The 25099-nt window shown below is 66.3% G+C and carries 20 protein-coding genes; 10 read left to right on the forward strand and 10 right to left on the reverse strand.

All coding sequences use genetic code 11. The features are described from left to right. Positions 1-40 precede the first annotated feature (40 nt). Positions 41-2332, forward strand: coding sequence for a tetratricopeptide repeat protein (locus ACVIJ6_RS05860; protein ID WP_456771886.1), 2292 nt, complete (start codon positions 41-43; stop codon positions 2330-2332). 56 nt (positions 2333-2388) lie between these two features. Here ACVIJ6_RS05860 and ACVIJ6_RS05865 read toward each other — a convergent pair whose 3' ends face one another. From ACVIJ6_RS05865 to rutA, 3 genes are all read right to left on the reverse strand, one after another. Beyond that, on the reverse strand, positions 2389-3252 hold the full coding sequence (locus ACVIJ6_RS05865) for an isocitrate lyase/PEP mutase family protein (RefSeq protein ID WP_456771887.1): 864 nt from the start codon (positions 3250-3252) through the stop codon (positions 2389-2391). Positions 3253-3348: 96 nt separating this feature from the next. Continuing rightward, a complete protein-coding gene (locus tag ACVIJ6_RS05870; RefSeq protein WP_456771888.1) occupies positions 3349-3978 on the reverse strand; it encodes an isochorismatase family protein in 630 nt (209 codons plus the stop codon). A gap of 95 nt (positions 3979-4073) precedes the next feature. Then, the gene (rutA, locus tag ACVIJ6_RS05875) at positions 4074-5156 is read right to left on the reverse strand and encodes a pyrimidine utilization protein A (protein WP_456771889.1); all 1083 of its coding nucleotides are present in this window, start codon (positions 5154-5156) and stop codon (positions 4074-4076) included. Between the two features lie 443 nt (positions 5157-5599). On the opposite strand from rutA, the gene ACVIJ6_RS05880 reads away from it, so the two are divergent. Then, on the forward strand, positions 5600-7552 hold the full coding sequence (locus tag ACVIJ6_RS05880) for a putative bifunctional diguanylate cyclase/phosphodiesterase (protein WP_456771890.1): 1953 nt from the start codon (positions 5600-5602) through the stop codon (positions 7550-7552). 38 nt (positions 7553-7590) lie between these two features. On the opposite strand, the gene ACVIJ6_RS05885 is transcribed toward ACVIJ6_RS05880, so the two are convergent. Further along, the gene (locus ACVIJ6_RS05885) at positions 7591-8874 is read right to left on the reverse strand and encodes an MgtC/SapB family protein (protein ID WP_456771891.1); all 1284 of its coding nucleotides are present in this window, start codon (positions 8872-8874) and stop codon (positions 7591-7593) included. Positions 8875-8966: 92 nt separating this feature from the next. After that, the gene (locus ACVIJ6_RS05890) at positions 8967-9254 is read right to left on the reverse strand and encodes a hypothetical protein (RefSeq protein WP_456771892.1); all 288 of its coding nucleotides are present in this window, start codon (positions 9252-9254) and stop codon (positions 8967-8969) included. Positions 9255-9377: 123 nt separating this feature from the next. Between ACVIJ6_RS05890 and ACVIJ6_RS05895 the strand changes: the two genes are divergently transcribed. The 3 genes from ACVIJ6_RS05895 (at position 9378) to ACVIJ6_RS05905 (ending at position 12567) form a co-directional block, all read left to right on the forward strand. After that, positions 9378-10517: an RNA ligase RtcB family protein gene (locus ACVIJ6_RS05895; protein WP_456771893.1), complete on the forward strand. Its 1140-nt coding sequence runs from the start codon at positions 9378-9380 to the stop codon at positions 10515-10517. Beyond that, complete coding sequence (gene prfH, locus ACVIJ6_RS05900; protein ID WP_456771894.1) at positions 10514-11137, forward strand: peptide chain release factor H; 624 nt, start codon at positions 10514-10516, stop codon at positions 11135-11137. Before ACVIJ6_RS05895 ends, prfH begins: the two co-directional genes overlap by 4 nt. Positions 11138-11307: 170 nt before the next feature. Next, complete coding sequence (locus tag ACVIJ6_RS05905; RefSeq protein WP_456771895.1) at positions 11308-12567, forward strand: Hsp70 family protein; 1260 nt, start codon at positions 11308-11310, stop codon at positions 12565-12567. Between the two features lie 7 nt (positions 12568-12574). Here the strand turns inward: ACVIJ6_RS05905 and ACVIJ6_RS05910 are convergent, their stop codons facing one another. Both ACVIJ6_RS05910 and ACVIJ6_RS05915 read right to left on the reverse strand, forming a co-directional pair. Beyond that, on the reverse strand, positions 12575-14092 hold the full coding sequence (locus ACVIJ6_RS05910) for a hypothetical protein (protein ID WP_456771896.1): 1518 nt from the start codon (positions 14090-14092) through the stop codon (positions 12575-12577). A gap of 86 nt (positions 14093-14178) precedes the next feature. Further along, positions 14179-15585 (reverse strand): hypothetical protein, encoded by a 1407-nt coding sequence (locus ACVIJ6_RS05915; RefSeq protein ID WP_456771897.1) that lies wholly within the window; start codon positions 15583-15585, stop codon positions 14179-14181. Between the two features lie 400 nt (positions 15586-15985). Between ACVIJ6_RS05915 and ACVIJ6_RS05920 the strand changes: the two genes are divergently transcribed. Beyond that, positions 15986-16543: a GNAT family N-acetyltransferase gene (locus ACVIJ6_RS05920; RefSeq protein WP_456771898.1), complete on the forward strand. Its 558-nt coding sequence runs from the start codon at positions 15986-15988 to the stop codon at positions 16541-16543. A gap of 27 nt (positions 16544-16570) precedes the next feature. On the opposite strand, the gene ACVIJ6_RS05925 is transcribed toward ACVIJ6_RS05920, so the two are convergent. After that, positions 16571-17620 (reverse strand): alpha/beta fold hydrolase, encoded by a 1050-nt coding sequence (locus ACVIJ6_RS05925; RefSeq protein WP_456771899.1) that lies wholly within the window; start codon positions 17618-17620, stop codon positions 16571-16573. A 143-nt stretch (positions 17621-17763) separates the two neighbouring features. Here ACVIJ6_RS05925 and ACVIJ6_RS05930 point away from each other — a divergent pair, with 143 nt between their 5' ends. Both ACVIJ6_RS05930 and ACVIJ6_RS05935 read left to right on the forward strand, forming a co-directional pair. Further along, positions 17764-19326, forward strand: a complete 1563-nt coding sequence (locus ACVIJ6_RS05930) for a winged helix-turn-helix domain-containing protein (protein ID WP_456771900.1) — start codon at positions 17764-17766, stop codon at positions 19324-19326. Positions 19327-19486: 160 nt separating this feature from the next. Beyond that, a complete protein-coding gene (locus ACVIJ6_RS05935; RefSeq protein ID WP_456771901.1) occupies positions 19487-19657 on the forward strand; it encodes a Flp family type IVb pilin in 171 nt (56 codons plus the stop codon). Positions 19658-19903: 246 nt separating this feature from the next. Here the strand turns inward: ACVIJ6_RS05935 and ACVIJ6_RS05940 are convergent, their stop codons facing one another. After that, a complete protein-coding gene (locus tag ACVIJ6_RS05940) occupies positions 19904-20143 on the reverse strand; it encodes a hypothetical protein (RefSeq protein ID WP_456771902.1) in 240 nt (79 codons plus the stop codon). Positions 20144-20155: 12 nt separating this feature from the next. Continuing rightward, positions 20156-22168, reverse strand: coding sequence for a primary-amine oxidase (locus ACVIJ6_RS05945; protein WP_456771903.1), 2013 nt, complete (start codon positions 22166-22168; stop codon positions 20156-20158). Positions 22169-22427: 259 nt separating this feature from the next. Here ACVIJ6_RS05945 and ACVIJ6_RS05950 point away from each other — a divergent pair, with 259 nt between their 5' ends. Continuing rightward, on the forward strand, positions 22428-23450 hold the full coding sequence (locus ACVIJ6_RS05950) for a helix-turn-helix domain-containing protein (RefSeq protein WP_456771904.1): 1023 nt from the start codon (positions 22428-22430) through the stop codon (positions 23448-23450). A 70-nt stretch (positions 23451-23520) separates the two neighbouring features. Next, on the forward strand, positions 23521-25035 hold the full coding sequence (locus ACVIJ6_RS05955; protein ID WP_456771905.1) for an AMP-binding protein: 1515 nt from the start codon (positions 23521-23523) through the stop codon (positions 25033-25035). Positions 25036-25099: the final 64 nt, after the last annotated feature.

Consider the following 25099-nt stretch of genomic DNA (forward strand, 5'->3'; position numbering starts at 1 on the left):
CGCCGAAAAACCAAAAGCAGCTGCGCGCTCGGTGAAACTCATGAGCTGGCTCGCGGCGGCAGGAGCGGTCTGCTCCGTCGTTGCGGTTGGCGTGTTCTACTGGCACCTGGCAGGCGAGCCGGCTCCGGCGCAGCCCCCCGCAGCTGCAGCTTTCGTCGGCAGCGAAAGCTGTGCCGGGTGCCACCAGGCCGAAGCAAGGCTGTGGAATGGGTCGCAGCACAAGGCAGCGATGCAGCACGCCACCGACAAAACCGTGCTCGGGGATTTCAGCGAGGCGGGCTTCGACTATTTTGGCGTAAGATCCCGTTTCTTCCGCAAGGACGGCAAGTTCCTGGTCGAGACCGACGGTGCCGATGGCAGACTTGCCGAGTTCGAGGTGAAGTACACTTTCGGCATCGATCCGCTGCAGCAATATCTCGTCGCGTTTCCAGACGGGCGCATTCAGGCGCTCCCGATCGCATGGGACAGCCGGCCGCAGGACAAAGGCGGCCAACGATGGTTCCATCTCTCGCCGAATGAAGCCATCAGGCACGACGACATCCTGCACTGGACCAAGCTGAACCAGAACTGGAACTTCATGTGCGCGGAGTGCCATTCCACGGGCCTTCGCAAGAATTACGACGCCGCCAATGATCGCTTCGCGACCACCTGGGCCGAAATCAGCGTCGGCTGCGAGGCCTGCCACGGGCAGGGCTCGCGCCACGCCGCCTGGGCGCGCGATCAACAAGGGTGGTGGCCGTTCGGCAAGCGGCAGGATGCAAACAAGGGCTTGCTGGTGCGTTTCGACCAGCGCCGCGGCGTCACCTGGCCAATCGATGCTCGGACCGGAAACGCCCGGCGCTCCGCAGAGCCCGCGACGCTGCGCAAGGAGGTCGAAACCTGCGGCCTGTGTCACGCAAGGCGGGCTGGCTTCGACGAAAACTGGATACCCGGTGACTGGCTGTCGCAAACCCATGCAGTCGAGCCGCTCACGCGAGCCACCTATCATCCCGACGGCCAGATCCGCGATGTGGAGGAGCCGTATAACTACACGCCGTTCAAGCAGGGCAAGATGTTTGCCGCCGGCGTCACCTGCAGCGACTGCCACGAGCCGCACGGCGCAAAGCTTCGTCTGCCTGGTGAGGGCGTGTGCCTGCAATGTCATGCGTCCGACCAATATGCCGACGCGAAACACCATCATCACGCCGCGATCGACCCAGCACCGACCTGCATCTCCTGCCACATGCCGGTCCGGACCTACATGGTGATCGATGCCAGGCATGACCACACCTTCAGGGTCCCGCGCCCCGATCTTTCCGTTACGCTCGGAACGCCCAACGCCTGCAACGACTGCCACCGTGACAAGTCTGCCGAGTGGTCGGCTGCGGCCGTCGAAGGATGGTTCGGTCCGACCCGCAAGGGTTTCCAGACTTACGGACCGGCATTCCAGGCCGCCCGCACCGACCGGGCGGACGCCGCAGCGCTGCTGTCCGTGCTTGCCGCGGATCGCCACGCGCCGGCCGTGGCGCGCGCCAGCGCGCTCGACGAGCTTGCCTCGCGCGTTACGCGGCAGGCGATCGCGACGGCCCGGACCGCGCTTGCTGATCCCGATCCGATGGTGCGGATCGGTGCTCTCGACATGCTGGAAAGCGTGCCCGCCGATCAGGTCTGGTCCCTTGTGTCCCCGCTGTTGTCCGATCCCGTCCGCGGCGTCCGCGTCAGGGCCGTCTCTCTGCTCGCGAGCATTCCGACCGGAAGCCAGCCTGTGCCGGATCGTCCACGCTTCGATCAGGCGGCCGCAGAGTTCATCGCCGCCCAGCGCGCCAACGCCGAAAGACCGGAAGCCCGCACCGCGCTCGGGGATTTCATCGCGCAGCGCGGCCGGGTGCCGGAGGCCGAAGCCGAATACAGGGCGGCCCTCAGGCTCAGCCCGGGATATGCGACGGCTGCGATCAACCTTGCTGATCTCTATCGGCAGCGCGGCCTGGAGGGCGAAGGCGAAACAGTCCTTCGCGCTACGCTCGCGAATTCACCGCGCGACGCAGCCCTGCACCATGCGCTGGGCCTGACACTGACGCGGCTGAAACGGCCCGGGGACGCACTCAACGCATTGCGTAAGGCCGCTGAGCTGGAGCCGAACCAGCCGCGCTACGCCTATGTCTATGCCGTCGCGCTGCATTCCGGCGGCCGCTACGGCGAGGCCATGACCGTCTTGAAAGAGACTTTGCGTAACCATCCGAGTAACCGCGAGATCCTTGAAGCCCTCGTTTCGTTCAGCCGGCTGGCAGGCGACGAGGCCGCGGCGATCCGCTACGCGGAGCAGCTCGAGATTCTCCGGAGCGGAAAGCCATGACCCTGCATAGCGCTTCACTCATGCGCAACGTCATCCCCGGATCGCCCGCCGGCACCTCACTCCGTCTCGGAATAGCGCCGCTCGAACTCCCATACGTCCTCGAAGCCGATCAGCCGGTTGAACTCGGCGAAGGAGAACATCGGCACCGCCTCCGTCGTGGTCCCGTGCCGTCGCAGATCGTCATAGGCACGCGTGAGCGCCTCCGCCGTCGCCAGGAAGCCGACCGCCGGAAAGATCGCGACCGCGAAGCCGAGCTGCTTGAGCCGATCGGCCGGAAGCATTGGCGTCCGCCCGCCATTGACCATGTTGGCGAGCAGCGGTTTTTCGATCATGCGGCCGATCTCGGCCATCTCCGCCTCGCTTTCCGGGGATTCAACGAAGACGATATCGGCACCGGCATCCGCATAGGCGCGGCCGCGGCTGATCGCCTCGTCGAGCCCCTTGCCCGAGCGGGCGTCGGTGCGGGCGATGATCAGGAAATCGGCGGAGCTGCGCGCGTCCGAAGCGACCTTGATCTTGCGCACCATGTCCGCCGCGGATATGACGCGGCGATGCGGCGTGTGCCCGCACTTCTTAGGAAACTCCTGGTCCTCGAGCTGGATCGCGGTGACACCGGCTGTCTCGTAGCCGCGCACCGTGTGGCGGACGTTGAGGAGGCCGCCATAGCCGGTATCGGCATCGGCGATCACCGGCGTCTTCGTCATCGCCACGATGCGGGCGATGCGATCGAGCATCTCGGAATAAGTCGCAAGCCCGGCATCAGGCAGGCCGAGCGACGAGGCGACCGTGCCATAGCCGGTGACGTAGAGCGCCTTGAAGCCCATGCGATCGGCGATCAACGCCGAGATGAGATCATAGACTCCAGGTGCCGCAATGAAATCGCCTGTTGCGAGCGCCTGCCGCAGAGCCGGGTCCGGCATCGTCGTCCCTCTCGTTCGAGATCCATCCAGTCGCGAGCGTAGCAGCCTCGCTCCATGCTTCAACGTCGAAGTGACAATGGCGCGGCCCTGAACGTCTCACCTGATCAGGCCGGCGATGTAAGCCAGCGCGTCCTGCTCGCTGACGACATCGGCATATTTCGCGTTCATGTCGAACAGATTGGCCTCATGCGGGCCCTGATGACGATCGCCGCAGGCCTCCCTGACGACGACCGGGATGAACCCATGGCTGCAGGCATCGACGCAGGATGCCCTCACGCAGCCGCTGGTGGTGAGGCCGGTGATGATCAAAGTGTCTATGCCCCAGCTTGTCAGCGTCGAGGCGAGCGAAGTGCCAAAAAAGGCGCTCGGATATTGTTTGGAAACGACGAGTTCGTCGTCTCGGACGTCGAGACCGGCGGGCCATGCGCCCAGCGGGCTCCCTGCCAGGAAATGCCGCAGCGGCTTCGCCTTTTGATAGAAGCGGCCGCCGTTCAAGGCATGCTGGTGATAGACGACATTGGTGTAGATCACCGGAACTCTCGCGGCGCGGGCGGCATTGCGCACCCGGATCGCGGCAGCCAGCGCGTCGTCCACGTCGGCATAGAGGTCGCAGCCCGGCTCGAAATAGGCCTGGACGAAATCGATCAGGATCAGGGCCGGACGGCCGCCGAAGCCGATACGGTTTTCATAGACACCCTTGTAGTTGTCGGTGGCGTCGGAGCTCATGAGCAGGTCCACTCCTGTATTGGTATTGGGCAGGCGCGGCGGCCAAGCCGCCACGCTTGCCTTTGCGTGGAATCGCGAGCCGGCCGCGTGCGCGATCATGCCGCCGGCAACATCCGCGCGGCGCGGGATGTCATCAGCGGCTGGACATGCAGGCCGAAGCTCTCGATGCCCTGGACGAAATCGTCGAAGGTCAGCATCAAGCCTTTCGTCCCCGGCACGCTGGCGGCTTCGTCGAGCAGCCTGGCCACCGTGGCATAGGAGCCGACAATGGTTCCCATGTTGAAGTTGAGCGCCTGCTCCGGCAGGTTGATGGTCTTGGCGGTCGAGGACTCCGCCGCCGACTGGTCCTTCGAGCCCTGGTCGGCCATCCAGGCCAGTGCATCGACATCGGTGCCGTCCTTGTAGGCCTGCCACTTCGCCATGGCGGCCTCGTCGGTCTCGTCCGCGATCACCATGAACAGGACATAGGCGCCGACGTCTCGGCCGGTCTTGGCGACCGCATCGAGCAACTGCTCGTTGAGCTTGACATGGGCGGTCGGCGTGTTGACGCCGGAGGCGAGCACGAAATTGTAGTCGGCGTAGGTTGCGGCGAAGGCCATGCCGGTCGGACTCTGCCCCGCCGCCACGATCTCGATCTTGTGCGCCGGCAACGGCTTCATGTGGCAGTCCGTCATCTGGAAGTACTTGCCCTTGAAGTCGGAGGCCCCCGTCCGCCACAGCTCCTGCATCACCTGCACATACTCGGTCGAATAGGCGTAGCGGTAGCCGAAATAGTCGTCGCCGGGCCACAATCCCATCTGCTCATACTCGGCCTTGGCCCAGCCGGAGACGATATTGATGCCGAAGCGGCCGCCGGAGATGGAATCGATGGTGGTTGCCATGCGCGCGACGATCGCCGGCGGCAGGGTCAGCACTGCGGTGGACGCGAACAGCTTGATCCGCGAGGTCACCGCGGCCAGCCCCGCCATCAGCGTGAAGCTTTCCAGATTGTAGTCCCAGAACTCGCTCTTGCCGCCGAACCCACGCAGCTTGATCATCGAAAGGGCGAACTCGAAACCATAATGCTCCGCCCGCTGCACGATCTGCTTGTTGAGCTCGAACGTCGGCTTGTACTGCGGCGAGGCCGTGGAGATCAGCCAGCCATTGTTGCCGATCGGGATGAAGACGCCCAAATCCATTGCGGTCGATCCTTGTGCCAGAAGCCCCGGATCGACGCGAGCAAGGCTGATGCCAAGTCGGTATTATGCAGCCGCGCAGGGTCGCACCGGCTCCGGACAGATGGCGACTGCCCAGCGGACGGTCACATGCCTGCAGCCGCAGCTTCGGGAATGAGCAACCTCAGCGGGTGCCGCTATCATCCGATCCACGACGCCGGCAGCCTCAGCCGCCAGCAGCGCCCGCCATGATTCACCCCCCGAGCGGCCGGGCCGCCGCCAGCCGCAAGGCGGGGTCACCGGCCTCCCGGCCCAGGGCTGCCGGGATGGTTCCAGCCCGGTTGCATATTTCATCGCGGATTAACGCCGCCTTAGTCCCCTGTCCGCAAGCTCTTCGACTGCCGCATGGGCCGTCGCCAGGACGGCCTCCGCCATCACCGAATTCACCAGGGCCGTCCGTTCCGCGCATGCCGACCGCACCCAGCGACCCCAAGGCGGCCGCGCTCGCGAAAGCCCAGGCGGCGAGCTCGCTGCAGAACATCTTCCTGACTCTGCTGTCGAACGTGGTGATCGCGACCTCGCTGGCGCTGCTGTTCTATGTCCGTGAAGGCAACACGCTGATCTTCTGGTGGCTCGGCGCGGCGATCATCTTCGCGGTGCTGCGCGCCGGATCGGTCTCGCGGCTCAAATCCTCCGGCCGCATCGCGCGAGATCCGCAGCCCGTGCTGCGCAGCCTGACCTTGATGGCCCTTGCCAGCGGCCTGCTCTGGTCAGTGGTGCCGCTCGTTTTGCCGGTGTTCTCGCACGCACACAACGTCAACGACGTCGTCTTCATCATGGCAGGCACCACCACCGGCGCGATCATCCAGAGCCTCGCCTATTCGCCGATGGCGATCGCCTTCAGCGCCCCGGTGATGGCTGCGACCATTCTGCGCATGCTGCTCTCCGGCAGCGACGTCGGCTACATCGTCGCGGCCGACGTGGTCTTCCTGACGGTCATGCTGTTCCGCGCGGCGTTGCTCGGCGAGCGCAATTTCACCACCAGCCAGAACACCGCGTTCGAGGCCACCGCGCTGGCGGCCTCGCTCGCCGAGGCCAACCAGGCTCTCGAGCAGTTGGTGCGGATGGACCCGTTGACCGGGCTCGCCAATCGCAGCCATTTCCGCAGTGTGGCCTGTGCGGCCTGCGCCGCCGGAACCGGCGTCGCCTTCCTGCTGTTCGACGTCGACAACTTCAAGACCATCAACGACACCCGCGGCCACGACGCCGGCGATCGGGTGCTGCAGACATTGGCTGCGCTGCTGCGCTCGGCCTGCGGCGCCGATGATCTGCCGGTCCGGCTGGGCGGTGACGAGTTCATCGTGGTGCTGCAGGGCGAGGACGTGGACCGTCGTGCGGTCGCGCTGGGCGAGCGACTGATGAGCGCGTTGCTGCGCCCGGTCCTGATCGCGGGGCAGCCCTTGACGGTCAGTTGCTCGATCGGCATCGCGGCCCATGTCGCCGGCGCCATCGATCTGGAGGAGCTGTCGGCCCGGGCCGACGCCGCGCTCTATCGCGCCAAGGAGGATGGACGGGCCTGCATGCGGGTGTTCGACGCGCAGATGCAGTCCGCTTTGACATTGCAGCGCCGCCTTGACATCGAACTCGCTACTGCGCTGGCGCGGCGCGAACTGCATGTCGAGTTTCAGCCGCAGGTCGCGATGGCCACGCAGGAGGTCATCGGCTTCGAGGCGCTGCTGCGCTGGAACCACGCCTGCGCCGGACTGATCCCGCCGCCCGACATCGTCTCCGCGGCGATCCGGTTGCGCCTGTCCGCGCAGCTCACAGAGCTCGTCGGCGAACGTGTCTGCGCCTTCCTGCGCGCGCTCGACCGCAAGAAGGTGCCGCAGATCAGGGTGTCGATCAACGTCTCGCCGCGCGAGTTCCCGATCCACTCGCCGGCCCAGACCCTCAAGACGGTTTCGGAGCGCTACGGGGTCGATCCCAAGCGGATCGAAATCGAGGTCACCGAGGAGGCGATGTTCGACCCGAAGCGCTGCGCCGACGAACTGAAGCTGATCGATCAATACGGCTTTGCCCTCGCCATCGACGATTTCGGCGTCGGCCATTCCTCGATCGCCAACCTGATGGCGGTCGAGATCGACACCATCAAGATCGACCGCTCCTTCATTCACGGCATCGCCGGCAACCGGAGGAACCAGCAGCTCGTCGCGGCCATCACCGCCGTGGCGCTGCCGCTCGGCCACCGCATCATCGCCGAGGGCGTCGAGAGCGAGGCGGATGCGGAGTGCCTGCGCATGCTCGGCTGCTCCTACGGCCAGGGCTGGCTCTATGGCAAGCCGATGAAGGAGGACGAGGCGATCGGCTGGCTGGTGCAGCGTCGAGCCGCTGCTATCGAGCCGCTGCCGCGCAGCGCTTAGCCGGCGATGTGAGGCCCGGACGCGCAGGCCGCGGCCCGTCAATGCGTGAAGACAGCATGCGCGAGGATCGGTGCGAACGCGCCGGCCCAGGCCGCGGCGACGACGACAATCAGCCCCGGTATCAGCCGCGCCGCGAATGACCTGCCGCCGCTGGTCCATGCCACGACGATCTTGCTGATGGTGTTCGCCGTCAGCGCCGCGAGCACCGGAATGACCGCTTCGGCCGTGCCGATCTTGCCGGAGGCGACGAGCGTGGCAGCGGCCGCCGCCGGCGCATGCGTATCGACGAGGCCGGCCACCGCGGCGCTCACCACGAGGCCGGCCTCGCCGAAGGCCTGGCGCAGGCCGGCGGAGAGCACGAGCACCACAGAGATCGTCAATGCCAGCAACAAGGCCCCGGGCAGGCTGAAAGCGCGTCCCAGCTGCAAATCGGCGGAGCCCGTCTGCCGCAGGCCGAGGACGGTGAAGACCGTGCCATAGAGCGCGGCCGCCCCGCCCGCACATAATAGCGGGATCAGCAGCGCTTGTAATGCCGGCACGCTGGTTGCCGCCAGCACCGCGGCGAGCTGCACGATGGTGGCGAGCGTGGACAGCGTTGCGCCCGCCGCGGCGGCTCCGGCCAGCTCGGGCAGCTTCCGCGCGCGGGCGCCCATCGCTCCTATCGTGGCCGTACTGGAGACGAAGCCGGAGGCAAAGCCGGACACTGCGAGTCCGCCGCGAGTGCCGAGCAGGCGCATCGCAACATGCCCGGCCGCCCCGATCGCCATCATCAGCACGACCAGCATCCAGATGGAGCGCAGATTGAGCGCGCCGAACGGACCGATCGGCTGATCGGGAAGCAGCGGCAGCACCACCAGCGTGGCCGCGGCAAAGATCAACCCGTCCTTGAGCTCGCTTTCGCTCAGCACCGAGCGGACGAAGCCGTGCAGCACCGGCCGGGCGGCGAGCAGCACCGTCAGGATCACGGCGACACCGGCTGCCAAAGCGGCGTGCTCGGTGGCGAGGCCACCCAGCAGAACGGTCAGGACCAGCGCCGTCTCCGACGTCAGCCCGGGATCATCGCTACTTGACCGCGAATAGGCGATGGCCGTCAGGACCACGACACCGGCGGTGACGACCGCGAGCAGCACCTTGCCGCCGATCAGGATGCTGATAGCGCCCGCGAGCGACGCGACGGCAAAGGTCCGCAATCCCGCCGGCGATCGTCCCGGCCCCTCGCCCTTCCGTCGTTCCCGCTCGAGCCCGATCAGCAGACCGATGCCGAGCGCGACGACGATTGCGACGAGTTCGCGGCTGGAGCTGAGGGTCATGATCTCGGACATCGACATGGTTCCGGATCGCCCAATTGCGGCGCCGCGTCAATCGGTCCTTCCGGCCAGGGCGCGGACGGAGCCGATGATCAGCATGCATGTCGTCAGGCTGAGCATTGGGCCCGCCGCGGCACGGACCCATCGCCGACCGCCGCCGCGAGCCATCGACTGACCATCGCGAAGATTGTCAGGTCGCCACTGAGATCCTCTATCTCCTCGGCGAGTTCCTGGCGTCGTTCTGACGCAAAGACAATCACGCCGTGTCGCGCCCGCCACAGCCAGCCGCTCTCCTCCACCACCGTAATTGTCAAACCACTCGCGATGTGATTAGTAGCCGCCGGCGTCGAGCCTTCCGCTCCGCCGCACAGGAGAGAGACGATGACTGCGATCATCCGTTGCTCCGCCAGGAGCCGTCGGGCCTGATCCTCGCTTAGCCGAGGCCTGGTCCGGCACGCGTGCGTCCGCACGCGCTGACTATCCCTGACAAGATCGTCCTATCTCTCCAAGGTACCCACATGGGCAATTCCCATCGCGTGGACGGCCGTGCGCCGGTCCACGGCTTCTACACGTCCAGCTCCTGGATCGAGGGCGCCGCTGTGCGCCAGCTCGAAACAGTCGCTGACATTCCTGGCGTGCGCGCGGTCGCCGGCCTGCCGGACCTGCATCCCGGCAAGTTCGGCCCGGTCGGCTGCGCCATCCTCGCCGACCAGATCCATCCGGCCTTCGTCGGCTCCGACGCCGGCTGCGGCATGGCACTGTATCAGCTCGATCTCGCGTCCCGCCGCATCCGCGTCGACAAGGCGGCCGACCGGCTGCGCGACATCGCAAAGCCCTATGACGGCGACATCGCAAGCGAGCTGATAGCTCACGAGCTGCCATCGTCCGATTTCGATGCCGCGCTCGGCACAATCGGCGGCGGCAATCATTTCTGTGAGCTGCAGGCGGTGGAAGAGGTGTTCGATCCGAGCTGCGGCATCGATCGCGACCGCGCCTATCTGCTGGTGCATTCGGGCTCGCGCGGGCTCGGCCACGCCTTGCTCGAACGGCATGTCGCGGACGGGCTCAAGCCGCTCACGCCCGACACCGAGGCCGGACAGGCGTATCTGGCAGCACATGACCACGCGCTGCGCTGGGCGTCACTGAACCGGGCGATCATCGCGCGGCGGGCCGCGACGGCGCTGCGCTGCGAGGCCGTCTCCGTCTGCGCGTGCTCGCATAATTGCATCGCGCATCGCGCCGAAGGCGTGCTGCACCGGAAGGGCGCAGCGCCGTCGGATCAAGGCCTCGTCGTCGTGCCGGGCTCACGCGGCGCGCTGTCTTATCTGGTCGCACCGCTCGCCACGGCACCCCAGGAGGCGTTGTGGTCGATCGCCCATGGCGCTGGCCGCAAGTTCGACCGGTCATCGATGATCGGGCGGGTCGGCGCCACCAAGTCGGATCGCGAGCGGCTGTCGCGCAATCCGTTCGGTGGCCACGTGATCTGCGAGGATCGCGCGCTGCTCGCCGAGGAGGCGCCGGAGGCCTACAAGCCGATCGCAGGCGTCATCGCCGATCTCGAAGCGTTCGGGCTCGCGCGCGTCGTCGCCAGCTTCCGGCCGCTGGTCACGGTGAAGAAGATCGCGACCGAGCGCCCACACAAGGAGGACCGCCGATGAGACGGCTCCTTGTCACGGCGGGGCGCGGTCCCGCCGAGTGCCGGCTCGCGGTCGCGCATGCGCTGCAAGCGCTCGCAGCCGAAGCCGATACTGCGGATTGCGATTGCGCGATCGCCCACAGCGAGGCGGACCGGCACGGCCCTTCCAGCGCGCTCGTCGTGCTCGACGGGCCCGCGGCGGACCAGATCGCGCAGCGCTGGACACAGGGCCCGCTGCTCTGGGTGTGCCGCAGTCCGCTGCGGCCGCATCACGGCCGCAAGAACTGGTTCGTCGGCATCGTCGATCTGCCGCTGCCGCACCAAGTGCCGGACCTCGCGGCCGCCGATGTCAGGTTCGAGAGCTTTCGCGCCGGCGGGCCCGGCGGCCAGCACCAGAACAAGACGGAGAGCGCGGTACGCGCCGTGCACTTGCCGAGCGGGCTCAGCGCAATCGCGCGCGACGGCCGCTCCCAGCATCGCAACCGAGCGCTGGCGCTCACGCGCCTCACCGCGTTGCTGGACGGCCGCGTGCGGCTGACCGAGGCCGGTGAAGCGCGGCAGGTCCATGCCGCGCATGATCGCGTCCAACGTGGCGCCGCGGGCCTGCGCTTCGAAGGACCGGCGTTCAGAGCGGTTGAATGAGGATTGGGCAGCCAGGCGGCGAACGCTCCTGGCTGCTCCTTCATGGAGCAATCGTGCCCAGTCATCCCACCCCAGCACGCCGCCATGCGCGTCGGACTGCAGATTCGCGGATGACACGGCATCGCCGAACGGCTAAGCGGACCGCCCCCCGGACGGAAAACGAGACGAGCATGGCGGCAGCGGCCTATTGCGGCATCGACTTCGGCACTTCGAACACCACGGTCGGCCTCAGCGATCACGCCTCCGCACAACTGATCCCGCTGGAGGGAGAGCATCGCACGCTGCCGAGCGCGATGTTCTTCGATTTCGAGGATCACGGCGTGCAGTTCGGGCGCGGCGCGATCGAGCGCTACCTGACCGGCCATGACGGCCGCTTCATGCGCGCGCTGAAGAGCATCCTCGGCACCGCGCTGATCCATGAGAAGACCTATATCCGCCAGAAGGCGGTGCCCTTCGCCGGCATTCTCGGCTTCTTCTTCGCGCATCTGAAAACGCAGATCGAGACCCGGCTCGGCCGGGAGATCGATCAGGTCGTGCTCGGCCGCCCCGTGCGCTTCGTCGACAAGGACGATTCGGCCGATACCGAGGCGCAGGCCGCACTGGAGCAGATCGCGCGCGAGCAGGGCTTCAAGCACATCGCGTTCCAATACGAGCCCATCGCGGCGGCGCTGGATTATGAGCAGCAGGTGACGCGCGAGGAGCTGGTGCTGATCGTCGACATCGGCGGCGGCACCTCGGACTTCTCGATCGTGCGCGTCTCGCCGGAGCGGCGCAGCCAGGCTGACCGCGAGGGCGACATCCTCGCCAATGGCGGCATTCATATCGGCGGTACCGATTTCGACCGGTTGCTCAGCCTCAAGAGCGTCATGCCGCATCTCGGCTATGGCAGCCTGACCGCCGATGGCAAGCGCAATCTGCCGACGCTGTACTATCACGAGCTCGCCACCTGGCACCGCATCAACCAGCTCTACAAGAAGGGCGTCATCAACGAGCTGCGCCAGATCCGCTATGAGGCCGAACGGCGGGACCTCGTCGACCGTTTCATCAAGGTCGTGGAGGACCATCGCGGCCATACGCTCGCGATCGGCGTCGAGCAGGCCAAGATCGCGCTGACCGCGGCAAAGTCGACGACCGCAGTGCTGTCGGAGAAGGACGACTGGGCGCGCATCAAGTTCACCCGCAAGGATTTCGATCGTGCCATCGCCGATTCCGTCGAGCGGGTCGTGAGAACGGTGACGACGCTGCTCGATGATGCCGACGTCGAAGCGGCTGCCATCAACACCATCTTTCTCACCGGCGGCTCCAGCATGGTCCCGACCTTGCGGGAGGCCATCCTCGCGCTGTTTCCGCATGCCCGCGTCGCCGAGACCGACCTGCTCGGCAGCGTCGGCCTCGGGCTGGCGCTCGATGCCCGGCGCAAGTTCGGCTGAGCGCGCGTCAGCGCGGCATGTCCGCGGCGGACGCAGCCGGCCTGGACGACAGTGACACGGCATTGGCGGAACGCGGTGCCGGGCTGCGCTTGACGGCGGCTGGTCGAGGAGCCGCCACGCGTGCCGGCCGCTCCGGCGCTCCGGTCCGGATGATGCTCCAGGGCTCGGAGCCGGCCGACGCGCGCGTGAGAACGGTCGCGGGCGGCCGGGTGCGGCGCGGACGCGGCAACTCGCCGCGCGGCGGCGGAATCACGGGCGCCACAACGTCCGGCTTCGCCTCAACAGGCGGCACCGGGTCGGCGGATGCGGTGACCTGCGCCACCGGCGCGGACGTCTCCACGGCCGGCTGCTCTGGCGCAGGAACCGGCGCGGCGGCCGGCGCCGCGACAGCGGTCTCCGCAGACATGATGATCGCTCCGGTGTCTTCGCGAGCCTGCTGAGGCTGAAGCACGTCGCCGGGGAGCAGTACGCCCATGGCCGTGAGCACGCACGCCAGGGCTCTGGCGCGCAAGACCACAGTCGAGTGATCCGGCGAGACGATCAGGCCGCGGAACAACCGGCTGACCATGTCGACGCCGGCCACAGAGAGAAAGGCCGCCAAGCCCAGGCTGCCGCCGACGCTCGGCAAGATTGCCGAGGCCTTCACCAGAAGGGCAGTCAAGGTCGCCGCGGCCAGGAGCGGCTGCAGCACGCCGCGCAGCCGGTGCGGCGATGACATGCCCAGGAAACAGCCGGCATAATAGGCATCCGCGACGGGGAGATCGTCGGGACGCATCAGCTGCAGCGCGAACAGGCCGATGAAGGCCACGGTCGCCGAGACGAAGATCCGCGCTGCGCGCGCTGCCGTGACCATGCCCGGCAGTCTCAGCATGATCATGGTTCCAATCATGCCGGTGACACAGAGCTCGAAGATGACGAAGGTCCCGCCGAGCCCCTGGTCGAACCCGTCCATCCCGATCAGACGGACCGGCTCGCCGCCATTGCCGAGCATCGGTGCCAGACTGAGCAGGACGAACGACGCCACCGCTGCGAGCGCGCCGAAACGGCCGCCATAGCCGCGCAGCAGCACGATCCGCAGCCGGATTTCGATTGTACAGAATGCGAGGAACATCACCCCGCAAAATGCAGACAGCACGAGGAAAGAGGTTTCTGCGGACAGGCCGAAAGGGGCCACGCTGTCGCTGAGCATCGCCACCGGCGTCATGCCGGCGAAGCTGCCGCCATAGGCCGACGAGGCGAAAGTCGCCGGGACAAGCTTCCTGCTGGGCGCAGCGATCAAGACAATGCAGATCAGCAGCGCCGCCGTGGCAGACGCAAGCGCGGCGGGCACGCCGAACTGGCTCAGATACAGCGTCGCCAGGCAGCCGAGGAATGCGCCGGCGAAAGATGCGAGCGGCACGAGATATAAAGGAGGCAGAGGCAGCGCCTGTGCGCTCCGCGAAAACGACCAAAACAGCTCCGCCGACCATGCCCTGAGATCAAGGGCCTTGGGCACTTCCAGACCGCGTACATGGAGGTCGGTCATTCCCGCTCCTGTCCCTCGGACGATGGACCGCACACGCGACTGCAGGTCGCCTGCGCGGGATCAGTTGTGCACGCCGCGCCTCACCATCATGGCCCCGCCGTTGTCGACGGATCCGGCCGCCATGCCTGCAGCAGCGGCGCGTCCTGCCGGGCCACTACCCGCGGCCGGGCTGTCGCCTGTGGCACGACGCGTAACTGGTTGCGCTTCACGACCGCCGGATGGACCGCCGCCTGGCCGTGCCGGGCGAGGTGCTGCGGCTCAGGCTGACGCTCGCCGGGGAGGACCGGGGCGGGCTCAGCAGCATCCTCGGCCTGAAGGTTCGGCGGCTCGCGCCGCTCGGGCTGCAAAATCAGCATCGGGAGATCGTAGCTCGCTTCCGCCGCCGAAGACGCATCACTGAGGGTGCGGCCCGCATCGGGTTGCACCGGCCGGGGCCCTGGCGGCCGGTTCGGCACCGGCGCTGCGGCGGCGTGGCCCGCGGCCACACCGGCTTGCTGCTCGATCAGCAGTTCGCTCGGCAGCATCACCGCGAGAATCGCGAGCGCCGCGATCAAGCCCCGGGTCGCTGCCACCAACGTGTGGTGCGGTGTTTCTCCGGCCTCGACGAACAGCAGGAAAGCCGCATCCACGAAAATGACCGAGACGAAGGCAACATAGCCAAGGCTGCCGCCGACGACAGGCAGAATCGGACAGGTCATCATCAGCATGACCGTGAGCACCGCCGCGGCCGCCATCGCCTGAACGAAGCCACGCAGACGCCGCGGCGAAGACATGCCGACAAAGCAACCGGCATAATAGGCTTCGAGATCGCAGGTGCCGCTGCCGACGATCTGCTGCAAGGCCAACAGGCCGACGAACGCGACAGCTGCGGCGACGGCGATGCGTACCGCGCGCGCCGATCCCGCCACGGGAGCCCAGCGCAGGGCCGCCATCGTCGCCAAGATGCCTGCAGCGCACTGGACGAAGGTGAGCGCAGCCGCACCGCTCCCCTGCTCCAGCAGGCCCTTGCCCGCCATCGGAAACAGATGGATGTCGGTGCCGAACGATGGCGCCAAGCCGACGAACAGGAAGGAGGCTAACGCCGCCAAGGCGCCCAATCGTCCGCCATAGCCGCGGGCCAGCCCGCCGCGCAGCCACATGTCCAGCGCGCAGGCCAGACAGAACACGGATCCGCAAAACAGCGACAGGAGGATGAAGGTCGAGTCGAGCGACAGGCCTGTGCGGAGGATGCTCGCGTTCAACAACGCCGCCGGCGTCATGCCGACGAAGCTCCCGCCATAGGCAGACGAGAAGAATGTGCTCGGCACCAGACTCGCCGTCCGGGTCACGATCAGCGACGCGCTCAACAGAAGCGCAGCCGCTGCGGATGCAATCGGCGGAGCAAGGCCGGTCGCGCCCAGATGCAGCGTCATCAGGCAGCCCAGGAAGGCCGCGATGAAGGCTGCCAATGGCGGGCAGCCGAGTTGGAAGAGTTCAGAGCCGTAAAACGGCACGGCTCGTCCGAGCTGACGGTCACGCCAAATGCGTGGATCGGAGGTCTGTCCAGTATAATGCGAGTGATGACTGGCCGTAACGCGACGCATACACAACACCCCAAGTCGAAATCCCACCCAAGATCAGCAATTGATCCCGCCGGCCGTCGATCATGGACGTTCGGGCATAACACCGAGCCCGAACGGTCGCAGTTCCCCGCGGCCGCTGTACACACCCTGCATACGCAGTCACGTGTGTGTTCGACTAATGCACGGGAATGTTGCAGCACGGAAGTGTAGAGTTCCGTGCATGGAACACAAGTTCCCGGCAACCTTAATACCGATACAATGCATTAACAACGGTAGGATAGGATGAGGAGGGGCGGATCTTGCAACCTCAAGCTGCTTAATGACCCGTCCGATGCTCACACCCACGTTACAGACTGCCCGGCTGATCCTGCGACCGCTGGGGCTCGTGGATACGCCGGCCATCCAGCGCCATTTCGACAATTGGCACATCATCCGCAATCTCTCAGCCGCCGTCCCCTGGCCCTATCCGGCCGATGGCGCGGAAAGCTTCGTCAGGCTGCAGCTCGACAGGATCGCCGCCGGCGAGGAGGTCTATCAATGGGTCCTGGTGCTGCGTGACGGTGACGGCGAGGCGATCGGCAACATTCATTTCCGGCCACGGATGCAATCATCCAAGGGCCATCGCGGCTTCTGGCTCGCCGAGCCCTATTGGAATCGCGGCCTGATGAGCGAGGCGATCGCCGCCGTGAACGATTTCGCCTTCGGTCCGCTCGGGCTCGATCAGTTCGACGTCTGCAACGTCGCGACGAATGCCGCATCGCGCCGGGTCAAGCAGAAGACCGGCGCCGAGTTCGTCGGCTTTGTCGAGCTCCCGCACCACAATGGCGAGACCCGATCCGAGAAATGGGTCGTGCGCCGGGAGACGTGGCTGCGGCGCAGCCAACCATGACGTGGTGAGGCGCGGCACAGGACCGCGCTATGCCCCCGCCGTGACGTCGATCACCGCCTGCGCAAAGGCCTGTGGCGCCTCCTGGGGCAGGTTGTGGCCGATGCCGCCGCTGACGAGGCGATGCTCATAGCGGCCGGTGAACTTCTTGGCATAGGTCTCCGGCGCAGGATGCGGCGCGCCATTGGCGTCGCCTTCCATCGTGATGGTCGGCACGGCGACCGGCGGAAATGTCCCGAGCTTCGCTTCGAGCTCATCGTACTTCGCCTCACCCTGCGCGAGGCCGAGCCGCCAGCGATAATTGTGTACCACGATATCGACGTGATCGGGATTGTCGAAGGCCGCGGCGCTGCGGGCGAAGGTCGCCTCGTCGAACGCCCATTTCGGCGAAGCCGTCTGCCAGATCAGCCTGGCAAAGTCGCGACGATTCCTGTCATAGCCCTCGCGGCCGCGTTCGGTCGCGAAATAGAACTGATACCACCATTGCAGCTCGGCGGCCGGCGGCAGCGGCCTGCGGCCGGCCTGCTGGCTGCCGATGAGATAGCCACTGACCGAGACCATGGCCTTGCAGCGCTCGGGCCACAGCGCCGCGACGATGTTCGCGGTGCGCGCGCCCCAATCAAAGCCGGCCAGCGTCGCCGTCCCGATATCGAGCGCATCCATCAAAGCGACGATGTCGGCGGCGACCGCCACCGGCTGGCCGCTGCGCAAGGCGGCCGCCCCCAGCAGCCGCGTCGAGCCGTAGCCGCGCAGATAAGGAATAATCACGCGCTGGCCGGCGGCGGCCAGCGCCGGCGCGACGTCGGCGAAGCTGTGGATGTCATACGGCCAGCCGTGCAGCAGGATCACGACCGGGCCATCGGACGGGCCAGCTTCCGCATAGCCGATGCTGATCCCGGCCGCAGTGACTTGCTTGATCGGGCCCAGCGTCGCCGCCGCCCCGAGCCGGATCGCCGGCAGCGACGGCGCGTTCTTGACGCGCTCCGCAGCCACCGCGCTGAATCCGAGTTGAGCGGCCGCAACGGCGGTTCCTGCCAAGGTCAGAAAATGGCGTCGGCTCTGGTGAAAGGGGGTTCGCATGACGTCGGCTCCTGGTTCCATCTGGCTGTCTTGTGCGCCATGCGACCGTGATCCGCTTGCAGACAGCTTTGATTTTTCCTTGAGGCGCGCTTGATTTTGTGGAGCCTGTCACATGAAGGTCGGCCGGTTTCTGCGACATCCCGATGGCGGCGCCCGTGTTGTATCGCTTCGACGACTTCCTGCTGGACCTCGATCGCCGTGAGCTGCGCCGCGGCGACGGCCTGATCGCGCTGGAACCACAAGTGTTCGATCTCCTCGCCTTCCTGATCAGGACACGCGACCGCGTGGTGAGCCGCGACGACATCCTGGCCGAGGTGTGGAGCGGCCGCATCGTCTCTGAAGCGACGCTCGCAAGCCGTATCAGCGCGGCGCGGAGCGCGATCGGCGACAGTGGCGAGACGCAGCGCCTGATCCGCACCATTCCGCGCAAGGGCATCCGGTTCGTCGGTGAGGTCCGCGAACAGGCCGCAAAGGTCAGAACGCCGGTTGCGGTTGCGGCTGCGCCAGCGTTCGACGGACCCGCCATCGCCGTGCTGCCCTTCACCAATATCGGCGACGACCCCGAGCAGGAGTATTTCGCCGACGGCATCGTCGAGGACATCATCACAGCGCTGTCGCGCTGCAGCGGCCTGGCCGTGATCGCCCGCAACTCCTCCTTCATCTATAAGGGCAAGGCGGTCGACATCCGCGAGGTCGGCCGCGAGCTGGGCGCCGGCTACGTTCTCGAGGGCAGCGTGCGGCGTGCGGGCTCTCGCCTGCGCATCACTGGTCAGCTGATCGATGCGTCGTCCGGCGTGCATCTCTGGGCCGAACGCTTCGATGGACAGATCGACGACGTCTTTGCGCTCCAGGACCGCATCAGCGAAAGCATCGTGGCGGCGATCGAGCCGACGCTCGAGCTCGCGGAGGGTGAACGCCGCCGCGCGATGCGCCCGCTACATCCCGACGCCTACGACCTGTTACTGCGCGCGGCAAGCCTGCGCGATGCCTTCACGCCAGACAGCCTGGCGGCAGCGATCACCTGTCTCGATCAGGCGCTGGCGATCGATCCCGCCTGCGCGCCGGCCATGGCCGCCCGGGCCTATTGCCAGACGCTGCGCCACTTCCAGGGCTGGCGCGCGCCGGATGAGGACGACCAAGCCTCCGCCGTCGCATTGGCGTGGCGAGCCAGCGAATGCGCGCCCAACGATGCGCAGGTGCTGTGGATGGCTGCCTTCGCGATCTGGAACATGGCGGACGACATCGCCCCTGCACGCGAGTTGTTCAGGCGCTCGCTCGCGATCAACTCCAACTCGGCGATGGCGCTGACCTTGAGCGGCTGGATCGAGATCATGGCGGGGGAAACGGCCGCTGGCCGTGCCCTGATCGAACGCGCGCAGCGGCTCAATCCGCGCGATCCACGCGGCTGGTTCGCAGCCGCCGCCATGGCGATCTGCGCGGTCGCGGAGGACGACTTCGCCGCAGCCATCCAATGGGCCGAGACGGCCCTCGCACAGAACCGCCGCTTCGCGGTCGCGCTTCGCGTCCTGATCGTCGCTTTGGTCAGAAGCGGACATCTCGCACGCGCGACCTCAGTCGCGCGCCAGCTGCTCGAGATCGAACCCGATCTCACCGTGTCCGAATTCCTGGCACGGATCCCGTTTCCCGTGCGCAAAATGGCCGCAACCTATGCGGAAGCTCTGGAGGCCGCGGGCGTGCCGACCTGAGGCCGTTCACGTGCAAGGCTGATCTTTTCAACTGTCATTTCTGACATATTCAGCCAAGTTGGGAAACTTGGCGAGACACTGTTCATACTACCTTAGGTTCCTTCCCGTAGTTTCGCGGACACCGTCTGGCGACCGAAGCGGCAGACGGTGGAGGGCTGCGATGAAAAAATTATTGCTCAAATTTTACGAAGATGAATCAGGCGCAACGGCGATTGAATACGGGCTGATCGCCGCCGGCATCGCACTCGCGATCATCGCCATACTGAACAAGCTCGGATTGACCCTGGTGGGGATCTTCACAACGCTTACGACCAAGCTGAACGGCGGCTGATCAGTCGAATTGTCCCAATGGCGTTCTCAGGGCTGGAGCAATCCGGTCGCCATGGTCGGACGGGCCGGGCCTTCGCGCCCGGCCTAAGCTTTTCATGAAACGATCATCCCGCTGCAAACGGGGTCAATGCGGCATGCTGCGGCCGCCTGCCTTCACACGCCGCCATGCAGCGTCGGCGGGCGTTGCGAGGCATGACATATCGGTGCGCGCTGACGCGTGACCCATTGCCGGCCTGCATCCGTCCCGTCAGCGCGGCAACAGCGCGCTGCAGATCGGCGCGATCAGCGATGACGACACGGTGGACGCGGCCGCGACATCGACCGCGATGGCCGCGCCGAGGGACACCCCCGCCAGCGCCGTCATCGCGAGACGCCCGCGGCCGGACGAGACCTTCTCCACCTTGCAACAACGGCCGGCGGTGAGCGCAGGCCGCCGCCCTTGCCGCCAGCACCAGCCGGTGATCAACAGGGCGATCAGGCAGCACATGCGGCTGCGCCCTCAGCCCTTGTGGCAACAGGTGTCGCCGCCCGTTGCCGGCGGCGTGTGGGCACTCCGCACGCTCCTGGCGTTGCGATCAGCCGGGACATCGAAACCGGCATTGGCGGCGAAGAAGCCGACCGGCTTCAGCATGAAGCCCGCATACTCCACCGGCATGACCGGAAAATCCTCCGGCTTGCACACATGGGTGTGTCCGAACGAATGCCACACCACGATGTCCGCGTTCTCGATCGGACGGTTCTGCGCAGCGTAGCGCGGCAGGCCGTCGCCACCGGCGTGCACGTTCGGATAGTCTCCGCTGGCATATTTCTCGGCCGGGTCATAGGCGGTGACCCACACATGCCTGGTCGCGAAGCCGCCACGGCTGCGCACGAAGCTGCCCTCCTGCGCCAGCATCAGCGGGCTCGGATTGACCACGAGCTTGTAGCCCGGCGCACCGCCGACCGAATTCGTCAGGTTTGGATTGGTGATCTTCCAGTAGCGTCCCGTCTCGCCATTGGCGACACGCGCCGCATCGCGCTCGCGCGACAGCACGCGGCTGGTGGTGTCGAACACATTGCCATGCGGGTTGTCGCGGCCCCACGGCCGCGGCACGAATTCGTGCTCGGTCACCGTGTTGCCGCCGCCGTCGATATCCATGTGCAGGCGCACATTGAAGAAGTGCTGGTGGGTGGGGCCGCCGAGATTGTCGTCGACCATGCCGCCCCAGGGATAGGTCGCGCCCGGCGCGACCGCCGCGGTCTGGATGATCCCGGTCAGCTTGCATTCGAGCTGGATCGTGCCGTCCTGGTAAAGGTACCAGTAGAAACCGTAGTCGTAATTGCCGACGGTGGCGAAGAAGCTGACGACCAGACGGCGCGAGCGCCGCACCTCGAACAGGCCGTTGCGGACCTCGTAATGCTTCCAGAGGATGCCGTAATCCTCCTCATGCATGCAGATCGCGTTCTTCATCACGAACGGCTCGCCCTTGCTGTCCGCGGCCGGCACGTCGAAATAATGGATATTGCCGAGACAGTCGCAGCCGAGCTCGAGCGCATTGGCGAGCGTGCCCAAACCATATTCGCCGGCGTCGAACGCCGACTTCCAGAAATGATTTGCGGTCGGATCGGCGTAGGGCACGACCATCTCGGTGACGCTGGCGCGATGAATGATGGGGCGCTTGCGCCCGCCATCCTGATAGCCGAGCTGATGCAGCACGAGCCCTTCGCGCGGGGTGAACCCGACGCGAAAGCTCCATTTCTGCCATTCGACGTTCCACCCATCGACGGTGAAGCTCGGCCCCTCCGGCTGCTCGATGTTGAGCGGCTTGATGTCGGTGCGCGGCGATGTCACCTCATGGGCGCCGTAATTGCGCTTCTTGCGCGGGATCGGGATGGCCGGATCCTCGTCGGTGAGGTCGATGACCTTGCCTGCGATCAGGTCGACGACGGCGACCACGCCCTCGATCGGATGCGCATAGCCGTTGTCCTGCAGGTGCTCGCGGAAGTAGCTGACCGCACGCACGATGCGAGCGCCCCGCTCGAACGGCAAGTCGAAGAAGCCGGAGGAAAACGGATCGATCTGCACCAGCTCGATGTCCTTGTCCGTCAGCCCGCGGCGGCGCATCGCATTGCGCCAGCCGGGATCGGCCTTCACCGTGGCGTCGCAGCGGAAGAAGTCCTCCAGCGTCACCGGCGGTTGGCCGTAGGGCGCCTCGCGGTTCGGCACCACCTTGCGGGCGACAATCTCTGTTCTGCCGAGATCGACGACGTGCTCGACAGACTCGCCGCTGGCGATATCGAGCGAGACGACGAACGCCTTGCGCGGCAAGGCCTGTCCGCCCGCATGGGCGGTGAGCTCGGTCTTGGTGGGCTCTTCCAGCCGCACGATCGGGAAGCGACAATGATCCGGCGCGGCCGCCCCGGCCCGGACCAGATTGCACGCAGCCCCGATCTCCTCCGAGGTCAGGGGATCGAGCGGATGGACGGCGGCGATTGCAGCGGCGGCAGTGATGTCCTGCACGGATATCTCCATCGATTGTTTCGGCACCTCGGACGGTCAGGACGATTGCACCGCGATAGCCCGAAGGCCGCGCGCCGGTCGACATCGTGGGGCGCCCGTCCTCCGGCAACAGGCTGTGCTCGGCCAGAACGCAGTCGGGCGCGAGACTGCCAATCAGACGCAGGACAGCGTTATCGAAATCGGGCAAGATCAGCCGCAATCCGCTGGGGCAGCCGACACGCAATGGCGCGCATCTTGCAACTGCGCCTGAATCAAATTCCGCCATGATGTCATGAGCTTGAATAACACGCCGCAAATTCGGACCGGGTGCCCGGGATTGGTGCAGACGACCAGCGCCGACGTCGACGAGCACTGTGCGCAACTCGGCGGCTGGCGGCTGACCTATGACCAGATCAGCCCCGGCGCGTTCCGGGGCAGCTTCACCCAGATCTCGCTGCCGCAGCTGGAGATCTTCCGCGAGGTCACGAGCCAGCAGGTCCGGCAATATGGCCGGCTCGGGGCCGATTGTTTCAGCCTAGCCCTCGCCTGGCACAGCGGGGGACCGCTCAGCCTCAACGGCACCGGGATCACCCAGGATACGCTGGTCGTGTCCTTCGACGCCGACATCGACTTCTGCACGCCGCGCGCGTTCGAGTTGCGCGGAATGACCCTGTCGGCGCGACTGATCGAAACGATCGCCGGCCAGCTCGCCATCGAGCTGCCTGCTGATCTGAGACATCGGATGCGAGCCATCGTGGCACCGGCCGACGCACTCCGTCGATTGCGCGCTGCGCTGACCGCGATGGACGCTGTGCTCGGCGCCCCTGAAGATTTCCTGCGCGACATGGCGATCGGCGAGGCGCTGCAGGACAGCCTGCTGCTTGCGATCACCGACCTGCTGCCCGACGCGCGCTTGTGCGACACCAGCCGCAGTGCTGCTGCACGCAAGCGTATCGTCGCGCAGGCCACCGAGATGATGTTGGCTTCATCGGATAAACCGGTGTCGCTGTTCGATGTGTGCAAGGCGGTCGGCGCCAGCCGCCGCAAGCTGAGCTATTGCTTCCAGGACGTGCTCGGGACCAGCCCCGTCAGCTATTGGCGTGCCATCCGGCTCAATCGCGTGCGGCGCGACCTCAAGTGGAGACGCGATCCGCGCGACGGAATTTACGACATCGCCGTGCGCCACGGCTTCTGGCACTTCAGTCAATTCTCGCTCGACTACAAGCGCCATTTCGCAGAACTGCCATCCGAAACCCTGCGGCGTGCGCGTATGGACGCATCCTCGCAGTTCAGGCAAAACTCCTCCCGTCACTGATGTCCGCGGCGTGAGCCTGCCGGACCAAGAACGGGCGCCCATGCGAGGCGCCCGATGAGCGGAGGACACGATGCTGATCCCGATGGCCGACGTGCCGCGTTGGTATGCCGAGCGCAAGCCCAAAGACAGCATCGCGGTCCAGCACGGAACGGACGCGCTGACCTGGGATCAGCTCGAGCGTCGCGCCAATGCCCGTGCGCGCGCTTTCGCGGCCAAAGGCGTCAAGCCGGGCGACTTCGTCGCCATCGGCCTGCCCAACGGCAATGCACTGTTCGAAACCAGCTTCGCGGTGTGGAAATGCGGCGCGACGCCGACGTCGCTGTCCTGGCGGCTGCCGCGCGGCGAGGCCGCTGCGGTGCTCGAGATTCTCAAGCCGTCATTGGTGGTCGGCGGCGAGGCCGATTGGAACGCGCCCAACACGCTGCCTTACGATTTCGCGCCGGACGGCTTTTCCGATGAACCGCTCAGCGCGCCGGTGTCGCGCTATTGGAAGGCGATGACATCCGGCGGCTCGACCGGGCGGCCGAAGGTGATCCTCGATCATCAACCTGCGGTGACCGACACCGCTGCCGAGCCGCCGCTGGGAATCCCGAAGGGCGCGTCGTTGCTCAATCCCGGTCCGCTGTATCACAACGCGCCCTTCATCGTATCGCACTACGCCTTGTTTGCCGGCGGCAGACTGACGGGCATGGTGAAGTTCGATGCCGAGGAGACGCTGCGGCTGATCCAGGCGCAGCGCATCCAATGGGTCAATTTCGTGCCGACCATGATGCACCGGATCTGGGCGCTGCCGGAGGCCGTGCGCAACAGCTACGACGTGTCGAGCCTGAAAATGGTGTTCCACATGGCTGCGCCGATGCCGCCATGGCTGAAGGAGAGATGGATCGCGTGGCTCGGGCCGGAGCGCGTCTACGAACTCTACGGCGGCACCGAACGGCAGGGGCGCACCATCATCTCCGGAACCGAGTGGCTGCAGCACAAGGGCTCGGTCGGCAAGATCGACGAGTCGTGCAAGCTTCGCATCCTCGGCCCCGATGGTAACGACGTCCCTCCGGGCGAGAGCGGCGAGATCTACTTCCTGCCGGCGGACGGCCCCGGCAGCACCTATCACTATCTCGGCGCCGAGCCGAAACGGCGCGCCGACGGCTGGGAGTCGCTCGGCGACATCGGCCGGCTCGATGCCGATGGCTATCTCTATCTCGGCGACAGGCTTGCCGACATGATCCTGCGCGGCGGCGCCAACATCTACCCGGCCGAGGTCGAGGCGGCGCTGATGGCGCATCCTGACATCCGCTCCTGCGTCGTGGTCGGCCTGCCCGATCCGGAGCTCGGCCAGCGCGTGCACGCCATCGTCGAGATCGACCGCGCCAAGGACACCGAGGCGATCGTCGCGGGCATGAGCACGTTTCTGACCGACCGGCTCAGCCGCTACAAGCATCCGGAAAGCTACGAGTTGGTCGACGTGATGCTGCGCGACGATTCCGGCAAGGTGCGCCGCACCTTGCTGCGCGACGAGCGGGCGGCCTGGCTCAAGGAGGGCCGGCAGTTCCGCATCATGCCGGCGCGGGCTCAGCCCGCGGACTGAGGCCGCGGAATTTTTCGAACGTTTACGATCACGGCATAGACTCCGTAAGGGCAAGGAGAGTCCG

The organism is Bradyrhizobium sp. USDA 4369, from assembly GCF_054056435.1.

Bases quoted from the DNA above. Each gene is read 5' to 3' on its own strand.
- ACVIJ6_RS05860 (WP_456771886.1), top strand. From the start codon at position 41: ATGAGCTGGCTCGCGGCGGCAGGAGCGGTCTGCTCCGTCGTTGCGGTT.
- ACVIJ6_RS05865 (WP_456771887.1), bottom strand. From the start codon at position 3,252: ATGCCGGACCCGGCTCTGCGGCAGGCGCTCGCAACAGGCGATTTCATT.
- ACVIJ6_RS05870 (WP_456771888.1), bottom strand. From the start codon at position 3,978: ATGAGCTCCGACGCCACCGACAACTACAAGGGTGTCTATGAAAACCGT.
- rutA (WP_456771889.1), bottom strand. From the start codon at position 5,156: ATGGATTTGGGCGTCTTCATCCCGATCGGCAACAATGGCTGGCTGATC.
- ACVIJ6_RS05880 (WP_456771890.1), top strand. From the start codon at position 5,600: ATGCCGACCGCACCCAGCGACCCCAAGGCGGCCGCGCTCGCGAAAGCC.
- ACVIJ6_RS05885 (WP_456771891.1), bottom strand. From the start codon at position 8,874: ATGTCCGAGATCATGACCCTCAGCTCCAGCCGCGAACTCGTCGCAATC.
- ACVIJ6_RS05890 (WP_456771892.1), bottom strand. From the start codon at position 9,254: ATGATCGCAGTCATCGTCTCTCTCCTGTGCGGCGGAGCGGAAGGCTCG.
- ACVIJ6_RS05895 (WP_456771893.1), top strand. From the start codon at position 9,378: ATGGGCAATTCCCATCGCGTGGACGGCCGTGCGCCGGTCCACGGCTTC.
- prfH (WP_456771894.1), top strand. From the start codon at position 10,514: ATGAGACGGCTCCTTGTCACGGCGGGGCGCGGTCCCGCCGAGTGCCGG.
- ACVIJ6_RS05905 (WP_456771895.1), top strand. From the start codon at position 11,308: ATGGCGGCAGCGGCCTATTGCGGCATCGACTTCGGCACTTCGAACACC.
- ACVIJ6_RS05910 (WP_456771896.1), bottom strand. From the start codon at position 14,092: ATGACCGACCTCCATGTACGCGGTCTGGAAGTGCCCAAGGCCCTTGAT.
- ACVIJ6_RS05920 (WP_456771898.1), top strand. From the start codon at position 15,986: ATGCTCACACCCACGTTACAGACTGCCCGGCTGATCCTGCGACCGCTG.
- ACVIJ6_RS05925 (WP_456771899.1), bottom strand. From the start codon at position 17,620: ATGCGAACCCCCTTTCACCAGAGCCGACGCCATTTTCTGACCTTGGCA.
- ACVIJ6_RS05930 (WP_456771900.1), top strand. From the start codon at position 17,764: ATGGCGGCGCCCGTGTTGTATCGCTTCGACGACTTCCTGCTGGACCTC.
- ACVIJ6_RS05935 (WP_456771901.1), top strand. From the start codon at position 19,487: ATGAAAAAATTATTGCTCAAATTTTACGAAGATGAATCAGGCGCAACG.
- ACVIJ6_RS05940 (WP_456771902.1), bottom strand. From the start codon at position 20,143: ATGTGCTGCCTGATCGCCCTGTTGATCACCGGCTGGTGCTGGCGGCAA.
- ACVIJ6_RS05945 (WP_456771903.1), bottom strand. From the start codon at position 22,168: ATGGAGATATCCGTGCAGGACATCACTGCCGCCGCTGCAATCGCCGCC.
- ACVIJ6_RS05950 (WP_456771904.1), top strand. From the start codon at position 22,428: ATGAGCTTGAATAACACGCCGCAAATTCGGACCGGGTGCCCGGGATTG.
- ACVIJ6_RS05955 (WP_456771905.1), top strand. From the start codon at position 23,521: ATGCTGATCCCGATGGCCGACGTGCCGCGTTGGTATGCCGAGCGCAAG.